The 24,227-nt window shown below is 61.0% G+C and carries 23 protein-coding genes; 8 read left to right on the forward strand and 15 right to left on the reverse strand.

Annotated elements, in window-relative coordinates:
• Window positions 1-97 precede the first annotated feature (97 nt).
• The 5 genes from AC07OT_RS22035 to AC07OT_RS22055 form a co-directional block, all read right to left on the reverse strand.
• Window positions 98-634 (reverse strand): C40 family peptidase, encoded by a 537-nt coding sequence (locus AC07OT_RS22035; RefSeq protein ID WP_027603800.1) that lies wholly within the window; start codon window positions 632-634, stop codon window positions 98-100.
• Window positions 635-778: 144 nt separating this feature from the next.
• Complete coding sequence (locus tag AC07OT_RS22040) at window positions 779-1,408, reverse strand: C40 family peptidase (protein ID WP_027603799.1); 630 nt, start codon at window positions 1,406-1,408, stop codon at window positions 779-781.
• Window positions 1,409-1,617: 209 nt separating this feature from the next.
• Window positions 1,618-2,322, reverse strand: coding sequence for a DnaA regulatory inactivator Hda (hda, locus tag AC07OT_RS22045; RefSeq protein WP_027603798.1), 705 nt, complete (start codon window positions 2,320-2,322; stop codon window positions 1,618-1,620).
• A 203-nt stretch (window positions 2,323-2,525) separates the two neighbouring features.
• Entirely contained in the window at window positions 2,526-3,599 is a 1,074-nt protein-coding gene (locus tag AC07OT_RS22050) for an AI-2E family transporter (protein WP_065940599.1), read from the reverse strand.
• Between the two features lie 42 nt (window positions 3,600-3,641).
• Complete coding sequence (locus AC07OT_RS22055; RefSeq protein WP_092486597.1) at window positions 3,642-4,682, reverse strand: DUF2066 domain-containing protein; 1,041 nt, start codon at window positions 4,680-4,682, stop codon at window positions 3,642-3,644.
• A gap of 357 nt (window positions 4,683-5,039) precedes the next feature.
• Here AC07OT_RS22055 and purM point away from each other — a divergent pair, with 357 nt between their 5' ends.
• The 4 genes from purM (at window position 5,040) to AC07OT_RS22075 (ending at window position 7,932) form a co-directional block, all read left to right on the forward strand.
• Window positions 5,040-6,098, forward strand: coding sequence for a phosphoribosylformylglycinamidine cyclo-ligase (gene purM / locus AC07OT_RS22060; RefSeq protein WP_014719398.1), 1,059 nt, complete (start codon window positions 5,040-5,042; stop codon window positions 6,096-6,098).
• Window positions 6,098-6,748, forward strand: a complete 651-nt coding sequence (gene purN, locus AC07OT_RS22065) for a phosphoribosylglycinamide formyltransferase (protein ID WP_027603795.1) — start codon at window positions 6,098-6,100, stop codon at window positions 6,746-6,748. Before purM ends, purN begins: the two co-directional genes overlap by 1 nt.
• 8 nt (window positions 6,749-6,756) lie before the next feature.
• Entirely contained in the window at window positions 6,757-7,470 is a 714-nt protein-coding gene (locus AC07OT_RS22070; RefSeq protein ID WP_065940602.1) for a DUF3108 domain-containing protein, read from the forward strand.
• Window positions 7,471-7,743: 273 nt separating this feature from the next.
• Complete coding sequence (locus AC07OT_RS22075) at window positions 7,744-7,932, forward strand: hypothetical protein (protein ID WP_027603793.1); 189 nt, start codon at window positions 7,744-7,746, stop codon at window positions 7,930-7,932.
• 151 nt (window positions 7,933-8,083) lie between these two features.
• Here the strand turns inward: AC07OT_RS22075 and AC07OT_RS22080 are convergent, their stop codons facing one another.
• From AC07OT_RS22080 to AC07OT_RS22110, 7 genes are all read right to left on the reverse strand, one after another.
• Window positions 8,084-8,629 carry a DUF2058 domain-containing protein gene (locus tag AC07OT_RS22080; RefSeq protein WP_010208656.1) on the reverse strand — a complete coding sequence of 182 codons (546 nt, stop codon included), beginning with the start codon at window positions 8,627-8,629 and terminating at the stop codon, window positions 8,084-8,086.
• A 25-nt stretch (window positions 8,630-8,654) separates the two neighbouring features.
• Entirely contained in the window at window positions 8,655-9,488 is an 834-nt protein-coding gene (gene mazG, locus AC07OT_RS22085; RefSeq protein WP_065940604.1) for a nucleoside triphosphate pyrophosphohydrolase, read from the reverse strand.
• A gap of 66 nt (window positions 9,489-9,554) precedes the next feature.
• Window positions 9,555-11,798 (reverse strand): GTP diphosphokinase, encoded by a 2,244-nt coding sequence (relA, locus tag AC07OT_RS22090; RefSeq protein ID WP_027603791.1) that lies wholly within the window; start codon window positions 11,796-11,798, stop codon window positions 9,555-9,557.
• Window positions 11,799-11,921: 123 nt separating this feature from the next.
• Window positions 11,922-13,274 (reverse strand): 23S rRNA (uracil(1939)-C(5))-methyltransferase RlmD, encoded by a 1,353-nt coding sequence (gene rlmD / locus AC07OT_RS22095; protein ID WP_495109033.1) that lies wholly within the window; start codon window positions 13,272-13,274, stop codon window positions 11,922-11,924.
• Complete coding sequence (gene cysM / locus AC07OT_RS22100; RefSeq protein ID WP_015885254.1) at window positions 13,274-14,176, reverse strand: cysteine synthase CysM; 903 nt, start codon at window positions 14,174-14,176, stop codon at window positions 13,274-13,276. The genes rlmD and cysM overlap by 1 nt, the downstream gene beginning before the upstream one ends.
• 231 nt (window positions 14,177-14,407) lie before the next feature.
• Window positions 14,408-15,013: a tRNA-uridine aminocarboxypropyltransferase gene (locus AC07OT_RS22105; RefSeq protein WP_495109034.1), complete on the reverse strand. Its 606-nt coding sequence runs from the start codon at window positions 15,011-15,013 to the stop codon at window positions 14,408-14,410.
• Window positions 15,014-15,018: 5 nt separating this feature from the next.
• Window positions 15,019-15,912: a LysR family transcriptional regulator gene (locus AC07OT_RS22110; RefSeq protein ID WP_065924693.1), complete on the reverse strand. Its 894-nt coding sequence runs from the start codon at window positions 15,910-15,912 to the stop codon at window positions 15,019-15,021.
• 149 nt (window positions 15,913-16,061) lie between these two features.
• On the opposite strand from AC07OT_RS22110, the gene speB reads away from it, so the two are divergent.
• Genes speB through AC07OT_RS22130 form a run of 4 tightly spaced genes read left to right on the forward strand, consistent with a single transcriptional unit; the run spans window position 16,062 to window position 20,377 of the window.
• Window positions 16,062-17,012, forward strand: a complete 951-nt coding sequence (gene speB, locus AC07OT_RS22115; RefSeq protein ID WP_027603787.1) for an agmatinase — start codon at window positions 16,062-16,064, stop codon at window positions 17,010-17,012.
• A complete protein-coding gene (locus tag AC07OT_RS22120) occupies window positions 17,012-17,434 on the forward strand; it encodes a YybH family protein (protein WP_495109035.1) in 423 nt (140 codons plus the stop codon). The genes speB and AC07OT_RS22120 overlap by 1 nt, the downstream gene beginning before the upstream one ends.
• Before the next feature lie 21 nt (window positions 17,435-17,455).
• Window positions 17,456-18,970, forward strand: coding sequence for a purine-cytosine permease family protein (locus AC07OT_RS22125; RefSeq protein WP_495109036.1), 1,515 nt, complete (start codon window positions 17,456-17,458; stop codon window positions 18,968-18,970).
• A 24-nt stretch (window positions 18,971-18,994) separates the two neighbouring features.
• On the forward strand, window positions 18,995-20,377 hold the full coding sequence (locus tag AC07OT_RS22130; protein ID WP_098478939.1) for a sodium:solute symporter family protein: 1,383 nt from the start codon (window positions 18,995-18,997) through the stop codon (window positions 20,375-20,377).
• A 65-nt stretch (window positions 20,378-20,442) separates the two neighbouring features.
• On the opposite strand, the gene AC07OT_RS22135 is transcribed toward AC07OT_RS22130, so the two are convergent.
• The 3 genes from AC07OT_RS22135 to ptrR form a co-directional block, all read right to left on the reverse strand.
• Window positions 20,443-22,542 carry an NAD(P)-dependent oxidoreductase gene (locus AC07OT_RS22135; protein ID WP_495109037.1) on the reverse strand — a complete coding sequence of 700 codons (2,100 nt, stop codon included), beginning with the start codon at window positions 22,540-22,542 and terminating at the stop codon, window positions 20,443-20,445.
• A gap of 483 nt (window positions 22,543-23,025) precedes the next feature.
• Window positions 23,026-23,148, reverse strand: a complete 123-nt coding sequence (locus AC07OT_RS22140; protein WP_003193089.1) for a PA1414 family protein — start codon at window positions 23,146-23,148, stop codon at window positions 23,026-23,028.
• Between the two features lie 143 nt (window positions 23,149-23,291).
• The gene (gene ptrR / locus AC07OT_RS22145) at window positions 23,292-24,185 is read right to left on the reverse strand and encodes a putrescine utilization regulator PtrR (RefSeq protein WP_141155730.1); all 894 of its coding nucleotides are present in this window, start codon (window positions 24,183-24,185) and stop codon (window positions 23,292-23,294) included.
• Window positions 24,186-24,227: the final 42 nt, after the last annotated feature.

The following is a 24,227-nucleotide window of genomic DNA, read 5'->3' on the forward strand; positions in this document are numbered from 1 at the left end:
AATGTGGGAGGGGGCTTGCTCCCGATAGCAGTGGGTCAGGCACAGATACTGTGACTGATACTTCGCTGTCGAGGGCAAGCCCCCTCCCACATTTGGTTCAGGGATTACGTGCCAGGTTTGCTGGCAACACACGCTTGGCGCTCAGATAGGCATTCTGCCAATACGCCTTGGACAAGGTGTCCAGCTTGACCGTACCGCCGGTCTGCGGCGCGTGCACAAAGCGGCCTTCGCCCACATAGATGCCGGCGTGGCTGACCTGGGAGCCGCCACCGGTGGCAAAGAACAGCAGGTCGCCGGTCTGCAGGTTCTGCTCGCTGACATCCTGGGCGCGCATCACGATCAGTTCGCGAGTGGTGCGCGGCAGGGAGATGCCGGCGGCGTCGCGGAAGACGAAGCCGATCAGGCCACTGCAATCAAAACCCGAATCCGGCGTGTTGCCGCCCCAACGGTAAGGCGTGCCGACCAGGCCCAGTGCACGAAAGAGTACGTCTTCGGCCGCAGGCGAGAAATTCTGGGTGGAATAGTTGAATACCGGCTTGGGCTTGACCGCAACGGGAGCGGGTGGCGGCCGGCTGGCGCAGGCGCTGATAAGCGCGGCGCAGAGAATAAGGAGCAGGCGGGCTGAGGTCGACATGTGCAGAACAATCCTGGTCTGGATGCGGCTATCGCTGCCGAACGCTGAAAACCAGAACGCGCAAGCAAAGCTCGCGCGAACGGATTACAACAATGTCCAGGGATTCTAGCGCTTACACGTCAAACTTCAAGTATCACTTTAAGTTTACTTACTGGCGGTAACCGTAGTCGGGGCCATGGCGAGTGCGCGCTTGGCTTCGATGAAGGTTTTGCTCCAGTAGCTGTCACCCAGGCTGTCGACTCGAACACCGCCACTGCGACGGCTGCTGGAGTGGATAAACTGGTTATCGCCCAGGTAGATACCGGCATGGCTTACGCGACCACGGCCTGCAGTACTGAAGAAAAGCAGATCACCGGGCTTGAGGTTGTTGCGCGCGACCAACGGTGCTTTCACGTTGATCATTTCGCGAGTGGAGCGTGGCAGGTTCATGCCAGCTTCTTCACGAAACAGGTAGCCGATGAAACCGCTGCAGTCGAAACCGGCTTCAGAGGTACCGCCGAAACGGTAACGGGTACCGATCAGGGACATGCCGCGTTCGAGGATGCTGTCGGCCAGGACTGGAAGCTGGTAAGGCTTGTTGCCGGAGAAATCGGCCAGTTCCTTTTCGGTTGCGACCTCTTCTTCATAGACAGAAGCAGACTGTGCAGCAACGAATTTTGCCTGGGACTGTTGTTGAGGTTTTTGCTGCTCAACCACCTGTTGAGGGTGGGAGGCGCAACCAAACAACAGGGTAACGAGTGCGAGGGGCACGAGGGGTGCGAAGCGATTTAGCATGGGCACGACCGTGGCTGGTATGTAAAGAAGTCGAGACTATGCCTTCTATCACATCGATTTGCAAATTCAATCGTGATCTATGTGACTTCGCGATTGGACTATGACATCTAAGCCGTAATTCCATTTATCGGTTCACATGCGTAGCCAACGTGGCTTAAACGCAGGATTTCTGGCGCCTGGAAATTGCCGAACCCCGTAGATTCAAGCAGTTACCAGCCCAACGTTTCCTTGAGAAAAGGGATCGTCAATTTTCGTTGAGCCTGCAGGGAGGCCTGATCGAGCTGCTCGAGCAAATCGAACAACGCGCTCATGCTGCGGGTGCCACGGGTGAGGATAAAGTGCCCGACTTCATCGGTGAGGTGCAGGCCGCGACGGGATGCGCGCAATTGCAGGGCCCGCAGTTTGTCTTCGTCGGAGAGTGGGCGCATCTGAAAGATCAGCGCCAGGGTCAGGCGCGACTTGAGGTCGGCCAGCTTCACCGGCAACTCCCGTGGCGAGGTGGAGGCGGCAATCAACAAACGCCGGCCGCTGTCACGCAGGCGGTTGAACAGATGGAACAGCGCCTCTTCCCAATCCGCCTTGCCGGCCACTGCCTGCAGATCGTCCAGGCACACCAGTTCGTATTGCTCAAGGTTGTCGAAGATCCCGATGCCGCGATCCATCAACTCGGCCAGGGGCAGGTAAACCGCCGGCTCGCCCATCTGCTCGAAACGCAGGCAAGCGGCCTGCAACAGGTGGGTACGCCCGACGCCGTGTTTACCCCACAGATAGATCAGGCTTTCGGTCCACCCGGCGTCGGCTTCGCAGAGCCGCTCGACATAGCCGAGTGCAGCGGCATTGGCGCCTGGGTAGTAATTGATAAAGGTAGCGTCATCACGCAGACGCACACCTAAGGGCAGCTGAATCGGTTTCATGCTGACTGAACGGCTCCCATCGAACCGTTAGTGGCCTCTGTGTAAAGTTTGCAAAGTTTATACCCGTGACGCCGGGCGCACAATGCAGCAGACCACAAGCAAAATCAAAGGTTTGCGTTAACTTGCCGGTTTGGAGCGGATTGTTTGACGCCATACCCTCATAAACAACAAACCCGGCCGAAGCCGGGTTTATGACGCAGCGGTTACAGGTCGGGGTCTTCGACCCCCGTATAAGCGTCGGAATCCTTGTACAGATCGTGCACATGACGCACCAGTACCATGATCACCGCTGCCACCGGCAGTGCCAGCAGAATGCCGGTAAAGCCGAACAGCTCGCCGCCCGCCAGGATCGCAAAGATCACCGCCACCGGGTGCAGGCCAATCCGATCCCCCACCAGCAACGGCGTGAGCACCATGCCTTCCAGGGCCTGGCCGACCATGAACACCGCGACAATCCCCAGCATCGGGTACAGGTCGCCGCCAAACTGGAACAACCCTGCCACCAACGCCGCACCGATCCCGATCACAAAGCCCATATACGGCACGATAGCGGCGAGGCCGGCGATCAGGCCGATCAACAGGCCCAGCTCCAGGCCGATGGCCATCAAGCCCGCCGCGTAGATGATCCCCAGTGCCAGCATCACCAGCAACTGCCCGCGCACAAAGGCGCCAAGCACCTCATGGCACTCGCCGGCCAGGGCCACGATGCGCTCTTCACGGTTGCGGGGCAGCAGGCTGCGGATCTTGGCCATCATGATGTCCCAATCGCGCAGCAGGTAAAACGCCACCACCGGAATCAACACCAGGTTGGTCAGCCAGCCGATCAGCGCCAGGCTGGAGGCGGTCGCCTGGCTGAGGATCACCCCCACAATATCGGTGGTCTGGCCCATGTGCTCGCTGATCGCCGCCTTGACCTTGTCGAATTTCCAGAAGCCATCCGACAGACCCAACTTGGCTTGGGCCCACGGCATCGCCGTATGCTGCAGCCAGTCGAGCATCTGCGGCGCCAGCTCATAGAGACGAAACAGTTGCTTGGCCAGCATCGGTACCAGCACCAGCACCAGCGCGGTGATGATCAACGTGAACAGTGCAAACACCGCAACCACGCCCAAGGTCCGCGACAGACCGGCTTTTTCCAGGCGATCCACCACGGGATCGAACAGATAGGCGAGCAGCAACGCAACCAGGAACGGCGTCAGGATCGAATGCAGCAGGAACACAAAAACGCACAGCAGGACGATCCCGCCAAGCCACACCCAACGACGCGTATCCGCCATAAACCACTCCATTATTTGCTTCTATCTATATAGGAAGAACTTTTACCAACGAAAATGCAGTTGCGCCTGGGGCGCAGGTGCCGCTGGCGGTTGTGTGCCATCGACCGCAGGCTGCTGCGCCGGGGCCTCACCGGCAGGCACCTCCTGCAACTTGGCCAGGCTCAACTGGGTACGCAACTGATCGGCGCTGCCGTTGACCCGATACACAATACGATTGCCATCCACCCATTGCGGCTGACCGCCAAACGGCTCAAGCAGGTGCCCCAGGGCCGCGTACCGCTCCAGGTTCATGCCCTGCACTTCCAGCAGTTGCTCGGTACTCACACCGGGCTTGACCGCAAAGCGCGGCGCCAGTTTTTGGCTGACCGCCAGCATGACTGCATCGGCCAGCGCGCCCGTGTCGGCGCCTTGCGCGGTGCCCTGCTCGCTCTTGTCACCCAGCCACAGGCGCCATTTGGCCTGCCATTGATTGCCTTCCTGGCGCGCATGCACGGCCAGCAAGGCGTCGGCACCGTAGCGTTCGGACGCGGCGCGCAACGGCGTGGCATCGGCGCTTTCAAGATTCGGCGCGGTGGCGACCACCTGTTCATCCAGGTCCCCCAGGGGCAGGCGCAATGGCAAGCCACGGTGCTGTGCCGCACGGCGCAGCGCCTGGGCAGCGGCCTGGCCATCGCCGACCAGGCTGCTGCCTTCGGTGGAGTCGTTCAGCCACCAGCCGAGGATCGATGGCCGATTGCTGCCCCAGATCGACAGGCCGGCATCACGCAAGGCGCGATCAGTGCTGACCGGGTCGAAGTCCACTTGCAGGCTCTCGGGCGGGCCGGCGTCGTAACCGTATTGAGTGATGATTTGCTGCGGATCCTTGCGAATCGCCGCCAGGCCCGGGCCTTGCGCGGCCTTGGCGTCGCCGGTCAGGCGGATCACCAGGGTCTCCACCGCGCGCTGGGTCGCCTGGTCGCGCTCTTGCGGCGATTGGCTGCTGACGGGTTCGAGTACCTGGTACAGGCCATTGAGGGTTTCGGCATGACTCGCCAGGCTGATCAACGACAAGCAGCCTACAAAAAAGACATTACACAGACGCATGGAAGATTCCCGAACGACAAATTTAGCGGCTGGAACAGACCGCGTGAAATCGGTATAGCCAGGCTGTGACCACAGCGACAACTAAAACATTCACGGGGTCCCGGTAAGTTTTCGCCATGTCATTAACGACAGCGGTTTAAAGGCTATACCTTAATACGTGCCTGAACAGACCCGATCAGCATTTTTTTAACCTGCTTTTTTAAATCTATCTGCCCTGCCCGTCGGCCCGAGGATGGCCGCTGCCCCTCAAGCCTGATAAAATCGCGCGCCTTCGCAGACCGTCAACGGCTGGGCCTTTTACCAAAAGCGCCTGCCCGCTCGGTCGTTACCCCTGAATCCCCCCTAAAGGCCTGGATCATGAGCAAGCAACCCTCCCTGAGCTACAAGGACGCCGGTGTAGACATCGACGCCGGTGAAGCATTGGTCGAACGCATCAAGAGCGTTGCCAAGCGCACTGCGCGCCCCGAAGTCATGGGCGGCCTGGGCGGTTTTGGCGCCCTCTGCGAGATCCCGGCCGGCTACAAGCAGCCTGTATTGGTTTCCGGTACCGACGGCGTGGGCACCAAGCTGCGCCTGGCACTGAACCTGAACAAGCACGACAGCATCGGCATCGACCTGGTGGCCATGTGCGTCAACGACCTGGTGGTATGCGGTGCCGAGCCGTTGTTCTTCCTCGACTACTATGCCACCGGCAAGCTGAACGTCGAGACCGCCACCCAGGTGGTGACCGGCATCGGCGCCGGCTGCGAACTGTCGGGTTGCTCCCTGGTCGGCGGCGAAACCGCTGAAATGCCAGGCATGTACGAAGGCGAAGACTACGACCTGGCCGGCTTCTGCGTCGGCGTGGTGGAAAAAGCCGAGATCATCGACGGCTCCAAAGTGGCTGCCGGCGACGCCCTGCTCGCCCTGCCATCCTCCGGCCCGCACTCCAACGGCTACTCGCTGATCCGCAAGATCATCGAAGTGTCCGGTGCCGACATCGAGAACATCCAGCTCGACGGCAAGCCGCTGACCGACCTGCTGATGGCCCCGACCCGCATCTACGTCAAGCCACTGCTCAAGCTGATCAAGGACACCGGCGCGGTCAAGGCCATGGCCCACATCACCGGCGGCGGCCTGCTGGACAACATCCCGCGCGTACTGCCAAAAGGCGCCCAGGCGATCGTCGACGTGGCCAGCTGGCAGCGTCCTGCGGTATTCGACTGGCTGCAGGAAAAAGGCAACGTCAATGAAACCGAAATGCACCGCGTGCTGAACTGCGGCGTGGGCATGGTGATCTGCGTCGCGCAGGAACACGTTGAAACCGCGCTGAACGTATTGCGTGAAGCCGGCGAGCAGCCTTGGGTCATCGGCCAGATCGCCACCGCTGCCGAAGGCGCGGCTCAGGTTGAACTGAAGAACCTCAAGGCTCACTGATGCCTCGGACCTGTGATGTCGTGGTGCTGCTTTCCGGCACCGGCAGTAACTTGCAGGCCCTGATCGACAGCACGCGCACCGGCGACAGCCCTGTGCGCATCGCTGCGGTGATCTCCAACCGCAGCGACGCCTACGGCCTGCAACGCGCCAGGGACGCGGGTATCGAAACCCGCTCGCTGGATCACAAGGCTTTCGAAGGCCGCGAGGCCTTCGACAGCGCCCTGGTCGAACTGATCGACGCCTTCAACCCCCAACTAGTGGTACTGGCCGGTTTCATGCGCATTCTCAGCGCTGGTTTCGTGCGGCACTACGAAGGGCGCCTGCTGAATATCCACCCTTCCCTGCTACCCAAGTACAAAGGCATGCACACGCACCAGCGCGCGCTGGATGCGGGTGACAACGAGCATGGCTGCAGCGTGCACTTCGTTACCGAGGAACTCGATGGCGGGCCTCTGGTCGTACAGGCAGTGGTTCCGGTAGAGTCTGACGACTCGGCGCAGACCCTTGCGCAACGGGTACATACCCAGGAACACAGGATTTACCCGCTGGCTGTGCGCTGGTTTGCCGAGGGGCGGTTGATTCTTGGTGACCAGGGTGCATTATTGGACGGTCAGTTACTTGCGGCCAGCGGCCACTTGATTCGAACCTAGGAGATTTTATGCGTCGCGCCTTGCTCTTCGCTTTTGCGCTGTTCGCCTTGCCTGCCGTGCAAGCGGCAGATCTACACCCGTTCTCCGCCAGCTACACCGCCGACTGGAAACAGTTGCCCATGAGTGGTTCGGCGGAACGCAGCCTGACCAAGAACGGTGACGGCACCTGGACCTTGAACTTCAAGGCTTCCATGATGATCGCCAGCCTGACCGAAACCAGCGTGATCCTGTTCGACAAGGACACCCTGCAACCGAAGAGCTACGCCTTCGAACGCGGCGGCCTGGGCAAGACCAAGAAGATCAACCTGGACTTCGACCCGTCGACCAAGAAAGTCACCGGCTTTGAAAACAAAGACCCGGTCAATGTGCCCCTGCAAAGCGGCATGCTCGACAAGTCGACCTACCAGTTGGCCTTGCAGCGCGACGTGGCAGCCGGCAAGAAAAGCATGAGCTACAACGTGGTTGAAGGCACCGACGTCGACACCTACGACTTCCGCGTGATCGGCCCGGAAAAGGTCCAGACCAAGGTCGGCAGCATTGACGCGATCAAGGTCGAGCGCGTACGCGACCCGACTCAAAGCAAGCGCATCACCCAGATGTGGTTTGCCAAGGACCAGGGCGGCATCCTGGTTGCCCTGCGTCAGGTTGAGACCGACGGCAAGGAATACAACATCATGCTGCAAGACGGTACCGTTGACGGCAAGGCTGTCAAAGGCAACTGAGTGCGCGGATGAGCTGAACAAGAGCCTCGCTGAATGCGGGGCTTTTTTTCGTCTGGGGTTTTGGGTTCAAGTGTCTGCCGTCATCGGGAGCAAGCCCCCTCCCACATTTGAACTGCGAACACTTTCCCCTGTGGGAGGGAGCTTGCTCCCGATGGCGCCCAACATGAAACTTCTGTCATAAACCTCTAAAGCGGTTTACTTAGCAAGCTAACAAACCGTATAAAAAGACCTGCGACGACTTGCCGCATACCCACCAGAAATTGGAGCAAGCAGATGACTGTAAAAGTAACTGAACGCGACGACGAACATATGTCCCACGAAGCGCTGGGCCATGGGATTCACATCTGGGATGTCCACCAACAAGACCTGCTGGTCGGCATGTTTCATAACGAGAGCGACGCTCATAATTATAAAAACGAGCTCGAAGCCCTTGAGATGAAACGCCAGACGCAAAGCGCCTGAAACTTCGAAATCCTGTAGGCTCCCCAGCCCCACGCAGTTGGGAGGCCTATAAAACACAAACCCCGCCTTTTGAGCGGGGTTTGTGTATTCTGGGACTGCTTCGCAGCCCAACGCAGGGCAAGCCTGCTCGCCACAATTCGTAGCTACAGCCTTACCACATCAAATCATCCGGGATCTGGTAGGCCGCGTACGGATCATCCTCATCCGGCACCTGGCTTTCGGTGAGGATATTGAGCTGCACGATACGTTCCGGGGCGCGCTCCTGGATCTTCAGCGCGGCTTCACGGGGGATTACCTCGTAGCCACCACCGTGATGCACGATGGCCAGGGAGCCGTTGCTCAGCTTGTTGCGCATCAAGGTGTTGACCGACAGGCGCTTGACCTTCTTGTCATCCACGAAGTTGTAGTAGTCCTCGGTCGTGAGCTTAGGCAGGCGCGAGGTCTCGATCAGTTGCTTGACCTGGGCCGTACGGGCCTTGGCCTCGGCTTTTTCCTGCTGCTGTCGGTTCAGTTCCTGGTCACGCTTGACCTTCTCGGCCTGCGCCTCGGCGGCCAGGCGAGCCTGGGTGTCATCGGCCTCGATCTGGCCCTTGTGGACCAGGCGCTGCTGTTTCTGTTTCTCTTTGCCGACCTGCTTGGCCTGCTTTTGGTTGACCAGACCTGCTTTGAGCAACTGGTCGCGAAGGGAAAGGCTCATGGTGCTTACTCACTTAGGCAACTGCTCAACCGCAGCTGGACACGTTCTTTTCCTGACGTTTGGCTTCGCCCCACAGGGCGTCCAACTCTTCGAGGGTGCAATCTTCTATGGGTTGGTGGGTATCGCGCAATGCCTGTTCGATAAATCGGAAGCGTCGCTCGAACTTGGCATTGGCCCCACGCAGCGCGGTTTCCGGGTCGACCTTGAGGTGACGGGCCAGGTTGACCGCCGCGAACAGCAGGTCACCGACTTCATCGGCGATGGCCTCCGGGTCGTTGTCGGCCATGGCTTCGAGCACTTCGTCCAGCTCTTCGCGCACGTTATCCACCACCGGCAACGCCGATGGCCAGTCGAAGCCGACCTGGCTGGCGCGCTTCTGCAATTTGGCGGCCCGGGACAGGGACGGCAAGGCGCTGGGCACATCGTCCAGCAGGGACAGCTGCTCCGGCGCGTCGGATTTTTCCGCACGCTCCTCGGCCTTGATCTGCTCCCAACGTTCCTTGACCTGCTCTTCGCTCAGTCGAGGAATATCCAGCGGCGCATACAGATCGCCGGTCGGGAACACATGGGGATGGCGGCGAATCAGCTTGCGGGTGATGCTGTCGATCACCCCGGCAAATTCGAAACGTCCCTCTTCCCGCGCCAGCTGGCTGTAATACACCACCTGGAACAAGAGGTCGCCCAACTCCCCCTGCAGATGATCAAAGTCGCCGCGCTCGATGGCGTCGGCCACTTCGTAGGCCTCTTCCAGGGTGTGCGGGACAATGGTCGCGTAGGTTTGCTTGATGTCCCAAGGGCACCCGTATTGCGGGTCCCGCAGGCGGCTCATCAGGTGCAGCAGGTCTTCAAGTGAATACATCGTTCTGTGTCCGATCAGTGTGGGAGCAAGCCCCCTCCCACATTTAGCCTGCATTCATTCCGCGAATCATGGGGTACGGTTGCGCCGTGTCTCAATGATGTTCGGCAACTGGGAAATCCGCCCCAGCAACCGCCCCAGTGCGTCCAACCCCGGAATCTCGATGGTCAGGGACATCAACGCGGTGTTGTCCTCTTTATTCGAGCGGGTGTTGACCGCCAGCACGTTGATGCGCTCATTGAGCAGCACTTGCGAGACGTCGCGCAGCAGGCCGGAACGATCGTAGGCACGGATGATGATGTCCACCGGGTAGGTGAGCACCGGCACCGGGCCCCAGCTGACCTGGATAATCCGCTCCGGCTCGCGCCCGCCCAGTTGCAGTACCGAGGCGCAGTCCTGGCGGTGAATGCTGACGCCACGGCCCTGGGTGATGTAGCCGACGATGGCATCTCCCGGCAACGGCTGGCAGCAACCGGCGATTTGCGTCAGCAGGTTGCCGACGCCCTGGATCTGGATATCGCCGCGCTTGCCGGGCTTGTAGCCGGTGGCCTTGCGTGGGATCAGCTCCAGTTGTTCGTTGCCGCGCTCCGGCTCGACCAGTTGCTGGGCCAGGTTGACCAGTTGCGCCAGGCGCAGGTCGCCGGCACCGAGGGCGGCGAACATGTCTTCGGCGATCTTCATGTTGGCCTTTTCGGCCAGCTTGTCGAAGTCCACCTGCGGCAGGCCCAGGCGGCCCAGCTCGCGTTCGAGCAGGGTCTTGCCGGCGGCGACGTTCTGGTCGCGGGCCTGCAACTTGAACCAATGGACGATCTTCGCCCGCGCCCGCGATGTGGTGATGTAGCCCAGGTTCGGGTTCAGCCAGTCGCGGCTCGGCGTGCCGTGCTTGCTGGTGATGATCTCGACCTGTTCACCGGTTTGCAGGCTGTAGTTGAGCGGCACAATGCGCCCGTTGATCTTGGCGCCCCGGCAGTTATGGCCGATCTCGGTGTGCACGCGGTAGGCGAAGTCCAGCGGCGTCGCACCCTTGGGCAAGTCGATGGCATGGCCGTCGGGGGTGAAGATGTAGACCCGGTCCGGCTCGATATCCACGCGCAACTGTTCAGCCAGGCCGCCGATGTCGCCGAGTTCTTCGTGCCATTCCAGCACTTGTCGCAGCCAGGAGATTTTCTCCTCGTACTGGTTGGACCCGGCCTTGACGTCGGTGCCCTTGTAGCGCCAGTGCGCGCACACGCCCAGCTCTGCCTCTTCGTGCATGGCGTGGGTGCGGATCTGCACTTCCAGCACCTTGCCCTCGGGGCCGATCACGGCGGTGTGCAGCGAGCGATAGCCGTTTTCCTTGGGGTTGGCGATGTAGTCGTCGAACTCCTTGGGAATGTGCCGCCACAGCGTATGGACGATACCCAGCGCGGTGTAGCAGTCGCGCATTTCCGGCACCAGCACGCGCACCGCACGCACATCGTAGATCTGGCTGAAGGCCAGGCCCTTGCGCTGCATTTTGCGCCAGATCGAGTAGATGTGTTTGGCGCGGCCGCTGATGTCGGCATCAACCCCGGTGGCCTGCAACTCGGCGCGCAACTGGCCCATCACGTCGCTGATAAAGCGCTCACGGTCGAGCCGCCGCTCGTGCAGCAGCGTGGCGATCTGTTTGTATTGATCAGGTTCGAGGTAGCGGAAGGACAAGTCCTCCAGCTCCCACTTGATATGGCCGATACCCAGGCGGTGAGCCAGCGGTGCGTAGATGTCGAAGACTTCGCGGGCGACGCGGTTGCGCTTTTCGTCGTCGGCGGTCTTCACCGCACGGATCGCGCAGGTGCGTTCGGCCAGCTTGATCAGGGCGACACGTACGTCGTCGACCATCGCCACCAGCATCTTGCGCAGGTTTTCCACCTGGCCCTGGGTGCCCAGCACCATGGACTGGCGCGGGCTGAGGCTGGCGCTGATGGCGGCCATGCGCAGCACGCCGTCGATCAGCTTGGCCACCACCGCGCCAAAACGCTGGCTGACGGTCGGCAACTGGATGTGCCCTTCGCGCACGCCGCGATAGAGCACGGCGGCGATCAGCGAGTCCTGGTCCAGCTTGAGATCGGCAAGGATCTCGGCGATTTCCAACCCGGTGCGAAAGCTGGAAGTGCCTTCGGCCCACAGGTTCTTGGCTGCATTGTCTTGTTGCTCAGACTCACGAGCGAACTCGCAGGCTGCTTTCAAGGCTTCACGGTCCAGTGCCGGGTCGACACTGATGGCATGATCCAGCCATGCCTCGAGATTGATACTGCCGTCGGTGTTGATCGGCTGGTGTGCTCTCACCTGTACCATCTTGCTTACCTTCCCTATGACGCACCTTGGATGCGCCAAAATCATCGCCGACCTTTTTACTGCGAGCTCCGTGGCAGATCATAGGCCTTGGAGAATGCAGGCCAGTCGGATTAAACGGGCATCCTAGCCCGCTTCAAATAACGCCATGGCCTCGACATGCGCTGTCTGCGGAAACATGTCGAGGATCCCGGCACGTTTTAGCCGGTAGCCTTGCTTGACCAGCTCAACCGTGTCCCGCGCCAGCGTCGCCGGGTTGCAGGACACATACACCAGGCGCTTGGCCCCCAGGGTGGCGAGCTTGCGCACAACCTCTTGGGCACCATCGCGGGGTGGGTCCAAGAGTACCGCAGAAAAGCCCTGTTTGGCCCATTCCGCGTCAGTCAACGGCTGGGACAAATCGGCCTGAAAAAACTGCGCATTATGCAAATTGTGGCTGATGGCGTTCTGCGCAGCCCGGTCCACCATGACCTGAACACCCTCCACCGCCACCACGTCGCGCACCTGTTTCGCCAGCGGCAAGGCAAAGTTGCCCAAGCCGCAGAACAGGTCCAGCACCCGCTCATCAGGCTGCGGCGCCAGCCAGTCCAGGGCCTGGGCAACCATCGCCTCGTTGACCCCGGCGTTGACCTGGACAAAATCCCCCGGTCGGTACGCCAACTCCAAGTCCCATGGGTCCAATCGGAAACCTAGTGACTGATCGGGCTCAATCGGTTCCGGCTGACCTTCACCCTGCAGCCACAGCTGGGCGTCATGGAAGCTGCAGAATTCTTTCAGGATCAGCAGGTCCGCCTCCGACAACGGCGCCATATGCCGCAGCAACACGGCGACGGACGAACCGCTGAACAACTCCACATGCCCCAGGGCCTGAGGTTTGCTCAGGCGGCGCAGCATGTTCGGCAGGCGCTGCATGATCGGTTGCAAGGCCTGTACCAGCACCGGGCAATCATCGATGGCGACGATGTCCTGGCTGGCCACGGCGCGGAAACCCACCTCAAGCTTCTTCGCCTTGGCATCCCAACGCACCGCCACCCGGGCGCGGCGCCGGTAAGCGAATTCCGGCCCACTCAATGGCGCGGCCCACTCCTGCGGTTCGACACCGGCCACGCGGGACAGTTGCTCGGCGAGCATGCGCTGTTTCAGGGCAAGTTGTTCGGCATGGGGCAAGTGCTGCACGCTGCAACCGCCACAGCGACCGAAGTGCGCACACGGTGCCGGACGGCGCAGCTCGCTGGCCTTGAACACGCGTTCGGTGCGGGCCTCGACCACTTTGCCGTGGGTGCCCAATACCCGCGCTTCAACCTCTTCGCCGGCCAGCGCACCGTTGACAAACCAGGTGCGGCCTTCAAAGAACACGATGCCGCGGCCGTCGTTGGCCAGGCGCTCGATGGTCAGGCGTTGCTTCTTGCCCACGGGAATCTGTGGGGCCCGGCTGCCGCCCGTCGGTTGGAAGCGCAGGCCTCTCTCGTGCTTGGCCATCAGTTGGGTTCGTCGAAAATGCCGGTCGACAGGTAACGGTCGCCTCGGTCACAGATGATCGCGACGATCACCGCGTTTTCCACTTCCTTGGACAAGCGCAACATACCCGCCACGGCGCCGCCGGACGACACGCCGCAGAAGATGCCTTCTTCACGCGCCAGGCGGCGGGTGGTGTCTTCGGCTTCACGCTGGGCCATGTCGATGATGCGGTCCACGCGCGTCGCGTTGTAGATCTTCGGCAAGTACTCTTCGGGCCAGCGACGAATGCCTGGGATCGCCGCGCCTTCCATCGGTTGCAGGCCGACGATCTGGATCGCCGGGTTCTGCTCCTTGAGGTAGCGCGAGTTGCCCATGATGGTGCCGGTGGTGCCCATGGAACTGACGAAATGGGTGATGGTGCCCTGGGTCTGGCGCCAGATTTCCGGACCGGTGGTGGTGTAGTGCGCTTCGGGGTTGTCCCCATTGGCGAACTGGTCCAGCACCTGGCCACGGCCTTCGGCGGCCATGCGCTCGGCGAGGTCGCGGGCGCCTTCCATGCCTTCTTCCTGGGTGACCAGCACCAACTCGGCGCCATAGGCGGTCATGGCCGCCTTGCGCTCGGCGCTGCCGTTGTCGGGCATGATCAGCACCATCTTGTAGCCCTTGATCGCGGCGGCCATGGCCAGGGCGATCCCGGTATTACCCGAGGTGGCTTCGATCAGGGTGTCGCCGGGCTTGATCTGCCCGCGCAGTTCGGCGCGGGTGATCATCGACAACGCCGGGCGGTCTTTTACCGAGCCGGCCGGGTTGTTGCCTTCGAGCTTGAGCAACAGGGTATTGCTGGTTTCACCCGCCATGCGTTGCAAGCGGACCAGGGGCGTGTTGCCGACGCAATCGGCGATTGTAGGGTACTGCAAGGTCATGGCGTATTCGCAATCCAGACTGCGGGGGCGAACATCATACCGGGAAAGGTCGGCGGGCCATATCACGCAAAGTGTGGTGCTTATGGCTTAAAGGAATAAGCGAGGGAGGTGCTGGCTGGGCGGGCGCCATCGGGGGCAAGCCCCCTCCCACACTGGACCGCATTCTCATGTTGAAACTCGGCTAACTGTGGGAGGGGGCTTGCCCCCGATGGCCGCGCCTCGATACCCCGCCTAGCGCAAATGCCCATCGCCATGATTTCTCCGAAAGACCTCCTCTCCCATCGCCGCAATCTGCCCTTCGATCAATGCATCAAACGGCTTGAGCAACGGTTCAAACGACACCGGCGCCTCCAGCACCTGCAACGCCTGCACAATCGCCTCCACCGTCGACAACGCCCCTGGCCCCGGCGCCTTGCGCAGTCGATAGCGAGACACGGCGCCCTCGACCAGCGTCACCCGAGGCAACGCCGCCAACAAAGGATTGAGGTGCAGCAGTTTGCGCGCCTTGCGCCAGGTACCGTCGGGCACTACCAGCAACAGCGGCTGGGCGCCGGGTGCATAGGCTTGCAGCGGCTGTGCATCGTCAGCCGGAAACAACAGCCGCGCCTGATAGCCGGGCGGGTTCAACAGGGTGGGCAAGTCATCAAAGACCTCGCCCACCACCAACTGCGCATTGTTCAATCCCAACGCCGCCAGCCGCGCGGTATTGAGCGCATGGTTGACCTCGCTCGGGTGCTGCAAAACAAGCACACGTGTGCGGCTGTCGAGGTTGGGAATCAGCGCGCACAGGCAATGGGCGGCGGGCCTGAGGCAGCGGGAACAGTGGGGTCGGGACATGGTTTTCAGGCCTGGTTGAGCTGGGCTTTGAGTAGATCGCGGAAGGTCTGGATCAGCGGTTCGCGGCTGCGACCCCGGCGCATGATCATCGAGAACGGCGCCTGGTAGCCGAAGGTCGCCGGCAGCAATACGCGCAGGTCGCCCTTGTCGGCCCAGGCCTGGGCGTAGTGCTCGGGCAGGTAGCCGATGTAGGCACCGGAGAGCACCAGGATCAGCTGCGCTTCCATACTTTCCACCGTCGCGGCGCTGTGTTTGAAGCCGTGGCGCGCCAGTTCGGCCTGGCTCCAGTAGCCGCGCCCGACCATGCGTTGTTGGGTGATCACCTGCTCGGGGATACGCCGTTCGCTGAACAACGGATGGCGGGTGCTGCAATACAACCAGTGCTGCTCGCGGTACAGCGGCATGTAGATCAGCCCGCTCATGCGGTTGGAGAAGGCACCGATGGCCAGGTCCAGGCGGTTGTCCTGCACGCCGAGTTGCAGTTCGTAGGGGCTCATCACCGATAAGTTCAGGTGCACCGCCGGGTGCTCCAGGCTGTAGGCGCCGATAACCTCGGCGAACGGCAAGGCCTTGTCGCTCACGGTGGAGTCGAGCACGCCGAGCTTGAGCGTGCCGCGCAGCTCGCCCTTGAGCGCGGCGGCATATTGCTCGAAGCCTTCCAGCTCACCCAGCAGGCGCAAGGTTTCCTGGTGGAACAGCTCGCCTTTGCTGGTCAGGCTGAACCCACCCCGGCCGCGATGGCACAGCACCAGGCCCAACGCACTTTCCAACTGGCTCATGTAGGTGCTGATGGCCGAGGTGGACAGGTTGAGTTCGTGCTGGGCATTGGCGAACCCCTGGTGGCGCACGACGCTGACGAAGATGCGCAGGAGTTTCAGGTCGGGCAAGGCGCTGGCCATGGGCGGCTCCGGCTGTAGATGTGGGCAGTCTACCCTCCCGCATTAGTTTAGAAAAACCTGAACTAAGTATTTGCCCCTGCCGATTCTTCCCTTCCTGCGCTTTTCGCAGAATCGGCCCCTGATAAACACAACAACGATGAGGCAATCCCGTGGACAAGATTTTCCACCAACCACTGGGCGGCAACGAAATGCCGCGCTTCGCCGGCATCGCCACCATGATGCGTCTTCCCCACCTGCAATCGGCCAAGGGCCTGGATGCGGCCTTTATCGGCGTGCCCCTGGACATCGGCACCTCGCTGCGTGCCGGCACCCGCTTCGGGCCGCGTGAAATCCGCGCCGAGTCGGTGATGATCCGCCCTTACAACATGGCCACCGGTGCCGCGCCGTTCGACTCGCTGTCGGTGGCGGACATTGGCGACGTGGCGATCAACACCTTCAACCTGCTGGACGCCGTGCGCATCATCGAAGAGGCCTACGATGAGATTCTCGAGCACAACGTGATCCCGATGACGTTGGGCGGCGACCACACCATTACCCTGCCGATCCTGCGGGCGATCCACAAGAAGCACGGCAAGGTCGGGCTGGTGCACATCGATGCCCACGCCGACGTCAACGACCATATGTTCGGCGAGAAAATCGCCCACGGCACCACCTTCCGCCGCGCCGTGGAAGAAGGCCTGCTCGATTGCGACCGCGTGGTGCAGATCGGCCTGCGCGCCCAGGGTTATACCGCCGAAGACTTCAACTGGAGCCGCAAACAGGGCTTTCGCGTAGTACAGGCCGAAGAATGCTGGCACCACTCCCTCGCGCCACTGATGGCCGAGGTGCGGGAAAAAGTCGGTGGCGGCCCGGTGTACCTGAGCTTCGACATCGACGGCATCGACCCGGCCTGGGCGCCCGGCACCGGCACCCCGGAAATCGGCGGCCTGACCACCATCCAGGCAATCGAAATCATCCGTGGCTGCCAGGGCCTCGACCTGGTTGGTTGTGATCTGGTAGAAGTTTCGCCGCCCTACGACACCACCGGCAACACCTCGCTGCTGGGCGCCAACCTGCTGTACGAGATGCTCTGCGTACTGCCTGGCGTGGCGCACCGTTGATGAGCGTGCCGCAGGTATTGAAAGCCGCCGCCGACCTGGTGTCGGCCTTTGCGCGCAACGACCGCGCCGCCTACTTCGGCGCGTTCACGGCCGATGCCAGCTTTGTGTTCTACACCCTCCCCCAGCCGCTGCTCAGTCGCGATGCCTACCAGGCGTTGTGGGACAGCTGGCGCCGGGATGAAGGATTTGAGGTGGTGTCCTGCACCTCAAGTAACGCCGTGGTCAGCCTGCAGGGCGACGTGGCGATATTTATCCATGACGTGGCCACCGAGCTGCGCATGAACGGGGAGCAATTCTTTAGCCAGGAACGCGAGACCATTGTCTTCAAACGCCAAGGATCTCGCACAGAACAACAAGAAGGCCTGTGGCTGGCCTGTCACGAACATTTGTCCGCTATGCCGGAAGGGCTGCCGCCCCCTTAGCCAATGTGATCGGAGCTGATCATGAATAATAAAAACAACGATAAAAGTATTCGCACAATAGAAACCAACGGGGTCGAACAGATCCCGGACAACGAACGTACCGCCACCCCCAAGGATCTGTTCCGCCTGATCTTTGGCGGCGCCAATACCTTTGCCACCGCCGTGCTCGGTTCCTTTCCGGTGCTGTTCGGCCTGTCGTTCCAGGCCGGCGTCTGGGCGATTGTGCTGGGTGTGCTGGTGGGTGCGTTGATCCTCGCCCCCATGGGCCTGTTCGGGCCGATCAATGGCACCAACAACGCGGTGTCTTCCGGTGCGCACTTCGGCGTGCATGGACGGATTGTCGGCTCGTTTCTGTCATTGCTGACGGCGATTGCCTTCTTCTCACTGTCGGTGTGGAGTTCAGGCGATGCGCTGGTCGGCGGTGCGAAACGGCTGATCGGCCTGCCGGAAACCGACCTGACCCTGGGCCTGGCCTACGGCGTATTCGCCATGCTTGTCCTGACGGTGTGCATCTACGGCTTTCGCTTCATGCTGTGGGTCAACCGCATTGCGGTCTGGGCGGCAAGCCTGCTGTTTCTGTTGGGCATCTTCGCGTTCGCGCCGACCTTCGACAGCCACTTCGCCGGCAACGTAGCACTGGGCCAGACCGGCTTCTGGGCGGCGTTTATCGGCGCGGCGCTGGTGGCCATGAGCAACCCGATTTCCTTCGGGGCGTTCCTGGGTGACTGGTCACGCTATATCCCGCGTGAGACACCGAAAATGCGCATCATGCTGGCGGTAGTCCTGGCACAGATCGCCACCTTGATCCCGTTCCTGTTCGGCCTGGCCACCGCCACCATCGTGGCGATCAAGGCGCCGGACTACATCGCGGCCAACAACTACGTCGGCGGTCTGCTGGCGGTGGCACCGACCTGGTTCTTCCTGCCGGTGTGCCTGATCGCGGTGATTGGCGGCATGTCCACCGGCACCACTTCGCTGTATGGCACCGGGCTGGACATGTCCAGCGTGTTCCCGCGCCTGCTGTCGCGGGTCAAGGCCACGCTGCTGATCGGGGTGATGTCGATTGCCTTCATCTTTATCGGACGTTTCGCCGCCAACCTGGTGCAGAGCGTATCGACCTTCGCCGTGCTGATCATCACCTGCACCACGCCATGGATGGTGATGATGATCATCGGCCTGATCGTGCGTCGCGGCTTCTACTGCCCGGATGACCTGCAGGTGTTCACCCGGGGTGAAACCGGCGGCCGCTACTGGTTCAGCCATGGCTGGAACTGGCGCGGGCTGGGGGCCTGGATTCCGAGTGCGCTGGTGGGCCTGTGCTTCGTCAACCTGCCGGGGCAGTTTGTCGGGCCGCTGGGCAACCTGGCCGATGGCATCGATATCAGCCTGCCGGTGACGCTGGGGCTGGCGTCGGTGGTGTACCTGACGTTGTTGCGTGTGTTTCCGGAGCCGGCTTCGGTGTATGGCCCCAAGGCACCGCTTCGCAGCCCAGCGCAAGCAAGCGCCCTCGCCACAACAAGCACACCTGCTACCTAAAACAATAATCGGAGACCCGCCGTCATGGCTTTGGATTTATTCGTCGTACTCATCTACGCCGCCGGCATGCTCGTGCTCGGCTATTACGGCATGCGCCGCGCCAGGACCCACGAAGATTACCTGGTGGCCGGTCGCAACCTGGGCCCGTCGCTGTACATGGGCACCATGGCCGCCACGGTACTGGGCGGTGCATCCACCGTCGGTACCGTGCGCCTGGGTTATGTGCATGGCATCTCCGGCTTCTGGCTGTGTGCGGCGCTGGGCATGGGAATCATCGCGCTGAACCTGTTCCTGGCCAAGCCGCTGCTCAAGCTGAAAATCTTCACCGTCACCCAGGTACTGGAAAAACGCTACAACCCCATGGCCCGCCAGGCGAGTGCGGTGATCATGCTGGCCTACGCGCTGATGATCGGCGTGACCTCGATCCTGGCCATCGGCACGGTGCTGCAAGTGCTGTTCGGCCTGCCGTTCTGGATTTCGGTGTTGCTGGGCGGTGGTGTGGTGGTGGTCTACTCGACCATCGGCGGCATGTGGTCCCTGACCCTCACCGACATCGTGCAGTTCGTGATCAAGACCGTCGGCCTGATGTTTATCCTGCTGCCGATCTGCCTGTACCGCGTCGGCGGCTGGGATGAGCTGGTGGCCAAGCTGCCGGCATCGAGCTTCAGCTTCACCGCGATCGGCTGGGACACGATCATCACCTACTTCATGATCTACTTCTTCGGCATCCTGATCGGCCAGGACATCTGGCAGCGGGTGTTCACCGCCCGTGACGAAAAGGTCGCCAAGTACGCAGGCACTTTCGCCGGCTTCTACTGCATCCTTTACGGCCTGGCCTGTGCGCTGATCGGCATGGCGGCCCATGTGCTGATTCCGGACCTGGACAACGTCAACAACGCGTTCGCGGCCATCGTCAAAGTCTCGCTGCCGGACGGCATCCGCGGCCTGGTGATCGCGGCGGCACTGGCGGCGATGATGTCGACGGCCAGCGCCGGCTTGCTCGCCGCCTCCACCGTATTGACCGAAGACCTGCTGCCACGCCTGCGCGGCGGCAGACAATCGAGCCTGGCAATCAACCGCCTGTTCACGATGCTGACCGGTATCGTCGTGCTGGGCATCGCACTGGTGGTCAATGACGTGATCAGCGCCCTGACCCTGGCCTACAACCTGCTGGTGGGCGGCATGCTGATCCCGCTGATCGGCGCGATCTTCTGGAAGCGCGCGACCACGTCGGGGGCAATCACCTCCATGAGCCTGGGTTTTGTAACGGCGCTGGTGTTCATGTTCAAGGATGGCCTGGATGCGAACACGCCGATCTACTACAGCCTGGCGGTGGCGCTGGTGAGTTTTGTGCTGGTGAGTGTGCTGTCACGCCGGCCCGAGGCGGGGGTGGTTCGGGCGGTGTAAGCAATAACGGGGGTTGGAGTGGTTTCTTCAGCGGGTGCGACGTCGGATGTCGCACCCGTTTTTTATCATGAGTACATGGCCGAAACTGCGGGTGCCTTAGCCTGGATGATTTCCTCGACCAAGGAGGCCCACACCAATCCCTGGGTTGTGCCCCCGGCATACGTCCCGCCGGCGGCAATGCGGTTGTAGGCGGAGCAATAAACTATCGACAGTCCATCCGGAGTGCCAGGCCTGGCACATTCGATAATTTGCAAGTCGCCACTTTCGATCGCCCGGCGGTAAGACTTTGGAAAGTGACGAGAAACGGCTGCTTGACATGCCGTCAGTATCTGCTCCTTGTACGCAGGCGTGGAATCGGGAGGAACCTGCCCACCGGAGACAAGAATATAGTCCCCGTCCAGGCGGCAATTCATGACACCAATGGGCAGATCGTACTGCAGTTTGAGTCCGCGCATTCCGACAGCTTCACTACCAACAGCACGCATCTTAAAAAACCAGCCAATGATCGCGATGACTTCTTCTTCCTCTACCCCCAGGGCAGTGACGACGACGTGTTCTCTGCTCAACTCAGCAATTTGGACAGGGCTTAGATGCTGGGGTAGGAACTGAACCCCAGAGCGCGCCAAAAGCGCCACTATCTCATCCCTTAGCTGGACAAATTCCACATCGTAACCCGATACTTCAATAGCCCGAGCGATCCCTGGGACCCCATAACTTTTCTGGAATTGAAGGCGACTGATCTCTACAAGTTCACGTCCTGGCTTGCCACTCGGCCAAGGCCTTTTTTCAATATCGCGTTGCTCGTGGATCGCGGCTTCTACGCCACTAGCGTCGTCCATAAACGCTCGTACAATCCGCGACCGTGCAAACCGTGCTAACGATGGATTGTCGGCCAGAAACTTTTCAAACAGCTCAATGCCTGCACGGTTGCATTCCACGGCCAGGTACTGGTTTCCAGGCATCAGATAAGCGTTGTCCAGCGGCTTTGCAGTCGTCTCCGTGGCTGAAAGGTGGCGCATGTTCACCTGCTTATGACTGGCGCCATCGCTCTGCTGATGTCCTCCGTAGACCGAGACCTGATAATTGGCCAGGCGGAACATCACGGCTTGGAGCAGGCCGTTGATGCCTCGACCGATGATCGATACGCGCGGCGCGCCGGCATCTGCCTGTTGCGCGGGGATCATCAGTGAGTGGGCAAGTTTGCGCCGGACCAGGCAGCGCAAGGCGGTCAGGCTCAGTTGAATCGAGACGGCATAGTCAAGGTCGCCATGGCAGGCTTCAGTCATTGCCGCCTGGGTTGTCAGGGTCGCCGGTTTGCGCCACTTGGAGACACTGCAGCCGAGTGCCTGTGCGCGCACCCGAAATGCATCCAGTGTCCCAGGCCCGTAGTCCAATACAAGCTGGATAGCTTCAGCCGTTGCCAGGGCCCGTAAAGCGTCATCGCTGAAGACATCCGGCTTGGCGACGCAGACCAGACGAGCCTGTCTGTGCAGGCACTGAATAAGGGCCCGATCAATGCGATGGGTGGACTCATCATTCAGGGATAAACAGATAGCGACGGCACGAGCCCCCTCCAGCACCTCGAACCAGTCCACACCAAAGGACACTCGGCTGTCGGAACAGGCTTTGCCGAGAGTGTCCGGCCTCTGACCATGTCGATCCAATACCTTGATCCGAACCTCCGGATCTCGATCAAGCAATAACTTGACCAGCTCCCTGCCCACGTTGCCGTATCCCAGCACACAGATGTCGCGCGGCAGAGAGCCATCGGCCAGTGTCAGCCAGCGCGCCATATAGGCGGCGACATGGGGCGCGTTGACCCCCGGCGTATTGACTACGCGGATGTCGTTGGAACCGCAAAGGTCCAGTCGCACCTTATCCAGGCTCGTACCTCTGCGGATCAAATGGAGGTCGCCAAACGGGTGGGATATGCGCCATTGGGCGATGACGTCTGCATCGATCGCCTGATCCCCGACAATGATCGCCGATGGACTCAGGAGACCGATCTGTATGAGCAGATCGTGTTTGGTCAATGTCGGGGGAAAGAACACCACGTTGCTGGGTGCGTGAGCCTTCCAGGCTCTCGACACCGGTGCGAGATGCAGGATATTTCCGGTTATGGCGATGAGTGACGCGGCGACTGGCGGAATGGAAGAGAGCCTCATAGCTGTGTCTCCAACACTTCTGACGGACTGATGCCTCGCAGAGAGCCATTCAATAAAGGGGGGGCGTTATTGGAAGGCCATTGAGAAACTCAACCTACGCTCATGGTTTGAATTGAATAAGCCAGCCACTTCTGATGAACGAGTAGCCTGATTCCGACACGTGAAGGTCATCGGCCTGGCTGACCTGCATGGATTCGGACTACTTGCCTGGGTTACCGAGGGATGACAGACGGTTCCTGAAAGCAGACGCTCGCATCCGAACGATTGTTCAGACACTGAGGAGAGTGAGTGTTAGGGCGTGAGGGGGCTATCGCGCAGGCCCGAGGCAAGGGTGACTTGGGCGGCGAGGAGCATGGCTGGCGTTAAAAGTTCTGCATGGACGCTGCGACGTGGGATGTCACGCCCGCTGGTTTTGCCTGGCGCAAAATAAACGGTGGGAGCGGGCTTACTCGCCCCCACCTTCAATCCTGCTTCAGCCAGAGATTATCTGCGGCGCGGACGACGCTGCTCGTCATCGGTACGAATCGGCACCGGTTGCAGGGGGGGCTCGATCAAGCCCAATGCAACGCCAAGGTCGTGGAGCCAGTTCTGGATTTTCTCTTTCATGGTTTGCCCCCTTTGAGGGAAATGCTGGTCGGCGCAAGTTCTGTCGCCTTTTCCTACATTGATAGTAGCCCTAAGTCCTACGTATTGCTTGAATGAAACCACAACGAACTGTTACTGAATTGATGCAAATCCTGACGGATCGCTCAAGCAATCGCACGTGCGTCTTGCAGGACCTCGGCCCTGCCCTCGTGCTGCAGGTCGATCCATGCGTTGAGGTTAGCGCCGAGCATACCCTTTCGCCACATCAGCCAGGTCGTCGCAGTGGCAAATTGCCCTGTCAGCGGATGAACGGACACGCTGTCCTTGCCCGGCAGGCTGTCGAGCATGGATTCGGACATCAGCGCCACCCCTGAACCGGCGATGACACAGGCGAGCATGCCTTGGTAAGACTCGATCTCAATCGCCCGCCCCATGGCGACGTGCTCGTGGGAAAACCAGGTTTCCAGGCGCGTGCGGTAGGCGCAACTGCGGCGAAAAGTGAACACCGAACGGCCGGCAACATCCTGCGGCCCGCGCACCGGTGGGTGGTCGGCTTCGCATATCAGCACCAGGCGTTCTTCGCACAGGGCCACACCGTCCAGGGAGGCAATCGTGATGGGCCCGTCCACAAATGCGGCGTCCAGGCGACCGGTGATCAACCCTTCGAGCAGTTCACCGCTGGGCGCCGACAGCACCTGGAGGTTCACCATCGGATAGGCCTTGTGATAGCGCGCCAGCAGCTTCGGCAAATGCACTGCCGCCGTGCTGTACATGCTGCCCAGTACAAAATTGCCGGCCGGTTGCCCGCCTTGCACGGCGCCATGGGCTTCATCATGCAGCGCCAGCAGACGAGTGCTGTAGTCCAGCAACACCTTGCCCGCCGGAGAAAGCTGCAAGCGCTGGCGTTCGCGCACGAACAACTCCACGCCAAGCTGTTCTTCCATCTGCTTGAGCCGGGTCGACAAGTTCGACGGCACTCGATGCAGGCGCTCGGCAGCACGGGTAATGGAGCCCTCTTCCGCCACCGCCTGGAAGATGCGCAATTGACTGAACTCCATGACTTTCTCCAAAACTGAACAAGTTACTCACTATTATTCATT

The sequence above is a fragment of the Pseudomonas sp. GW821-FHT09C10 genome (genome assembly GCF_059418085.1).

Bases quoted from the DNA above. Each gene is read 5' to 3' on its own strand.
- AC07OT_RS22035 (WP_027603800.1), bottom strand. From the start codon at position 634: ATGTCGACCTCAGCCCGCCTGCTCCTTATTCTCTGCGCCGCGCTTATC.
- AC07OT_RS22040 (WP_027603799.1), bottom strand. From the start codon at position 1,408: ATGCTAAATCGCTTCGCACCCCTCGTGCCCCTCGCACTCGTTACCCTG.
- hda (WP_027603798.1), bottom strand. From the start codon at position 2,322: ATGAAACCGATTCAGCTGCCCTTAGGTGTGCGTCTGCGTGATGACGCT.
- AC07OT_RS22050 (WP_065940599.1), bottom strand. From the start codon at position 3,599: ATGGCGGATACGCGTCGTTGGGTGTGGCTTGGCGGGATCGTCCTGCTG.
- AC07OT_RS22055 (WP_092486597.1), bottom strand. From the start codon at position 4,682: ATGCGTCTGTGTAATGTCTTTTTTGTAGGCTGCTTGTCGTTGATCAGC.
- purM (WP_014719398.1), top strand. From the start codon at position 5,040: ATGAGCAAGCAACCCTCCCTGAGCTACAAGGACGCCGGTGTAGACATC.
- purN (WP_027603795.1), top strand. From the start codon at position 6,098: ATGCCTCGGACCTGTGATGTCGTGGTGCTGCTTTCCGGCACCGGCAGT.
- AC07OT_RS22070 (WP_065940602.1), top strand. From the start codon at position 6,757: ATGCGTCGCGCCTTGCTCTTCGCTTTTGCGCTGTTCGCCTTGCCTGCC.
- AC07OT_RS22075 (WP_027603793.1), top strand. From the start codon at position 7,744: ATGACTGTAAAAGTAACTGAACGCGACGACGAACATATGTCCCACGAA.
- AC07OT_RS22080 (WP_010208656.1), bottom strand. From the start codon at position 8,629: ATGAGCCTTTCCCTTCGCGACCAGTTGCTCAAAGCAGGTCTGGTCAAC.
- mazG (WP_065940604.1), bottom strand. From the start codon at position 9,488: ATGTATTCACTTGAAGACCTGCTGCACCTGATGAGCCGCCTGCGGGAC.
- relA (WP_027603791.1), bottom strand. From the start codon at position 11,798: ATGGTACAGGTGAGAGCACACCAGCCGATCAACACCGACGGCAGTATC.
- rlmD (WP_495109033.1), bottom strand. From the start codon at position 13,274: ATGGCCAAGCACGAGAGAGGCCTGCGCTTCCAACCGACGGGCGGCAGC.
- cysM (WP_015885254.1), bottom strand. From the start codon at position 14,176: ATGACCTTGCAGTACCCTACAATCGCCGATTGCGTCGGCAACACGCCC.
- AC07OT_RS22105 (WP_495109034.1), bottom strand. From the start codon at position 15,013: ATGTCCCGACCCCACTGTTCCCGCTGCCTCAGGCCCGCCGCCCATTGC.
- AC07OT_RS22110 (WP_065924693.1), bottom strand. From the start codon at position 15,912: ATGGCCAGCGCCTTGCCCGACCTGAAACTCCTGCGCATCTTCGTCAGC.
- AC07OT_RS22120 (WP_495109035.1), top strand. From the start codon at position 17,012: ATGAGCGTGCCGCAGGTATTGAAAGCCGCCGCCGACCTGGTGTCGGCC.
- AC07OT_RS22125 (WP_495109036.1), top strand. From the start codon at position 17,456: ATGAATAATAAAAACAACGATAAAAGTATTCGCACAATAGAAACCAAC.
- AC07OT_RS22130 (WP_098478939.1), top strand. From the start codon at position 18,995: ATGGCTTTGGATTTATTCGTCGTACTCATCTACGCCGCCGGCATGCTC.
- AC07OT_RS22135 (WP_495109037.1), bottom strand. From the start codon at position 22,542: ATGAGGCTCTCTTCCATTCCGCCAGTCGCCGCGTCACTCATCGCCATA.
- AC07OT_RS22140 (WP_003193089.1), bottom strand. From the start codon at position 23,148: ATGAAAGAGAAAATCCAGAACTGGCTCCACGACCTTGGCGTTGCATTG.
- ptrR (WP_141155730.1), bottom strand. From the start codon at position 24,185: ATGGAGTTCAGTCAATTGCGCATCTTCCAGGCGGTGGCGGAAGAGGGC.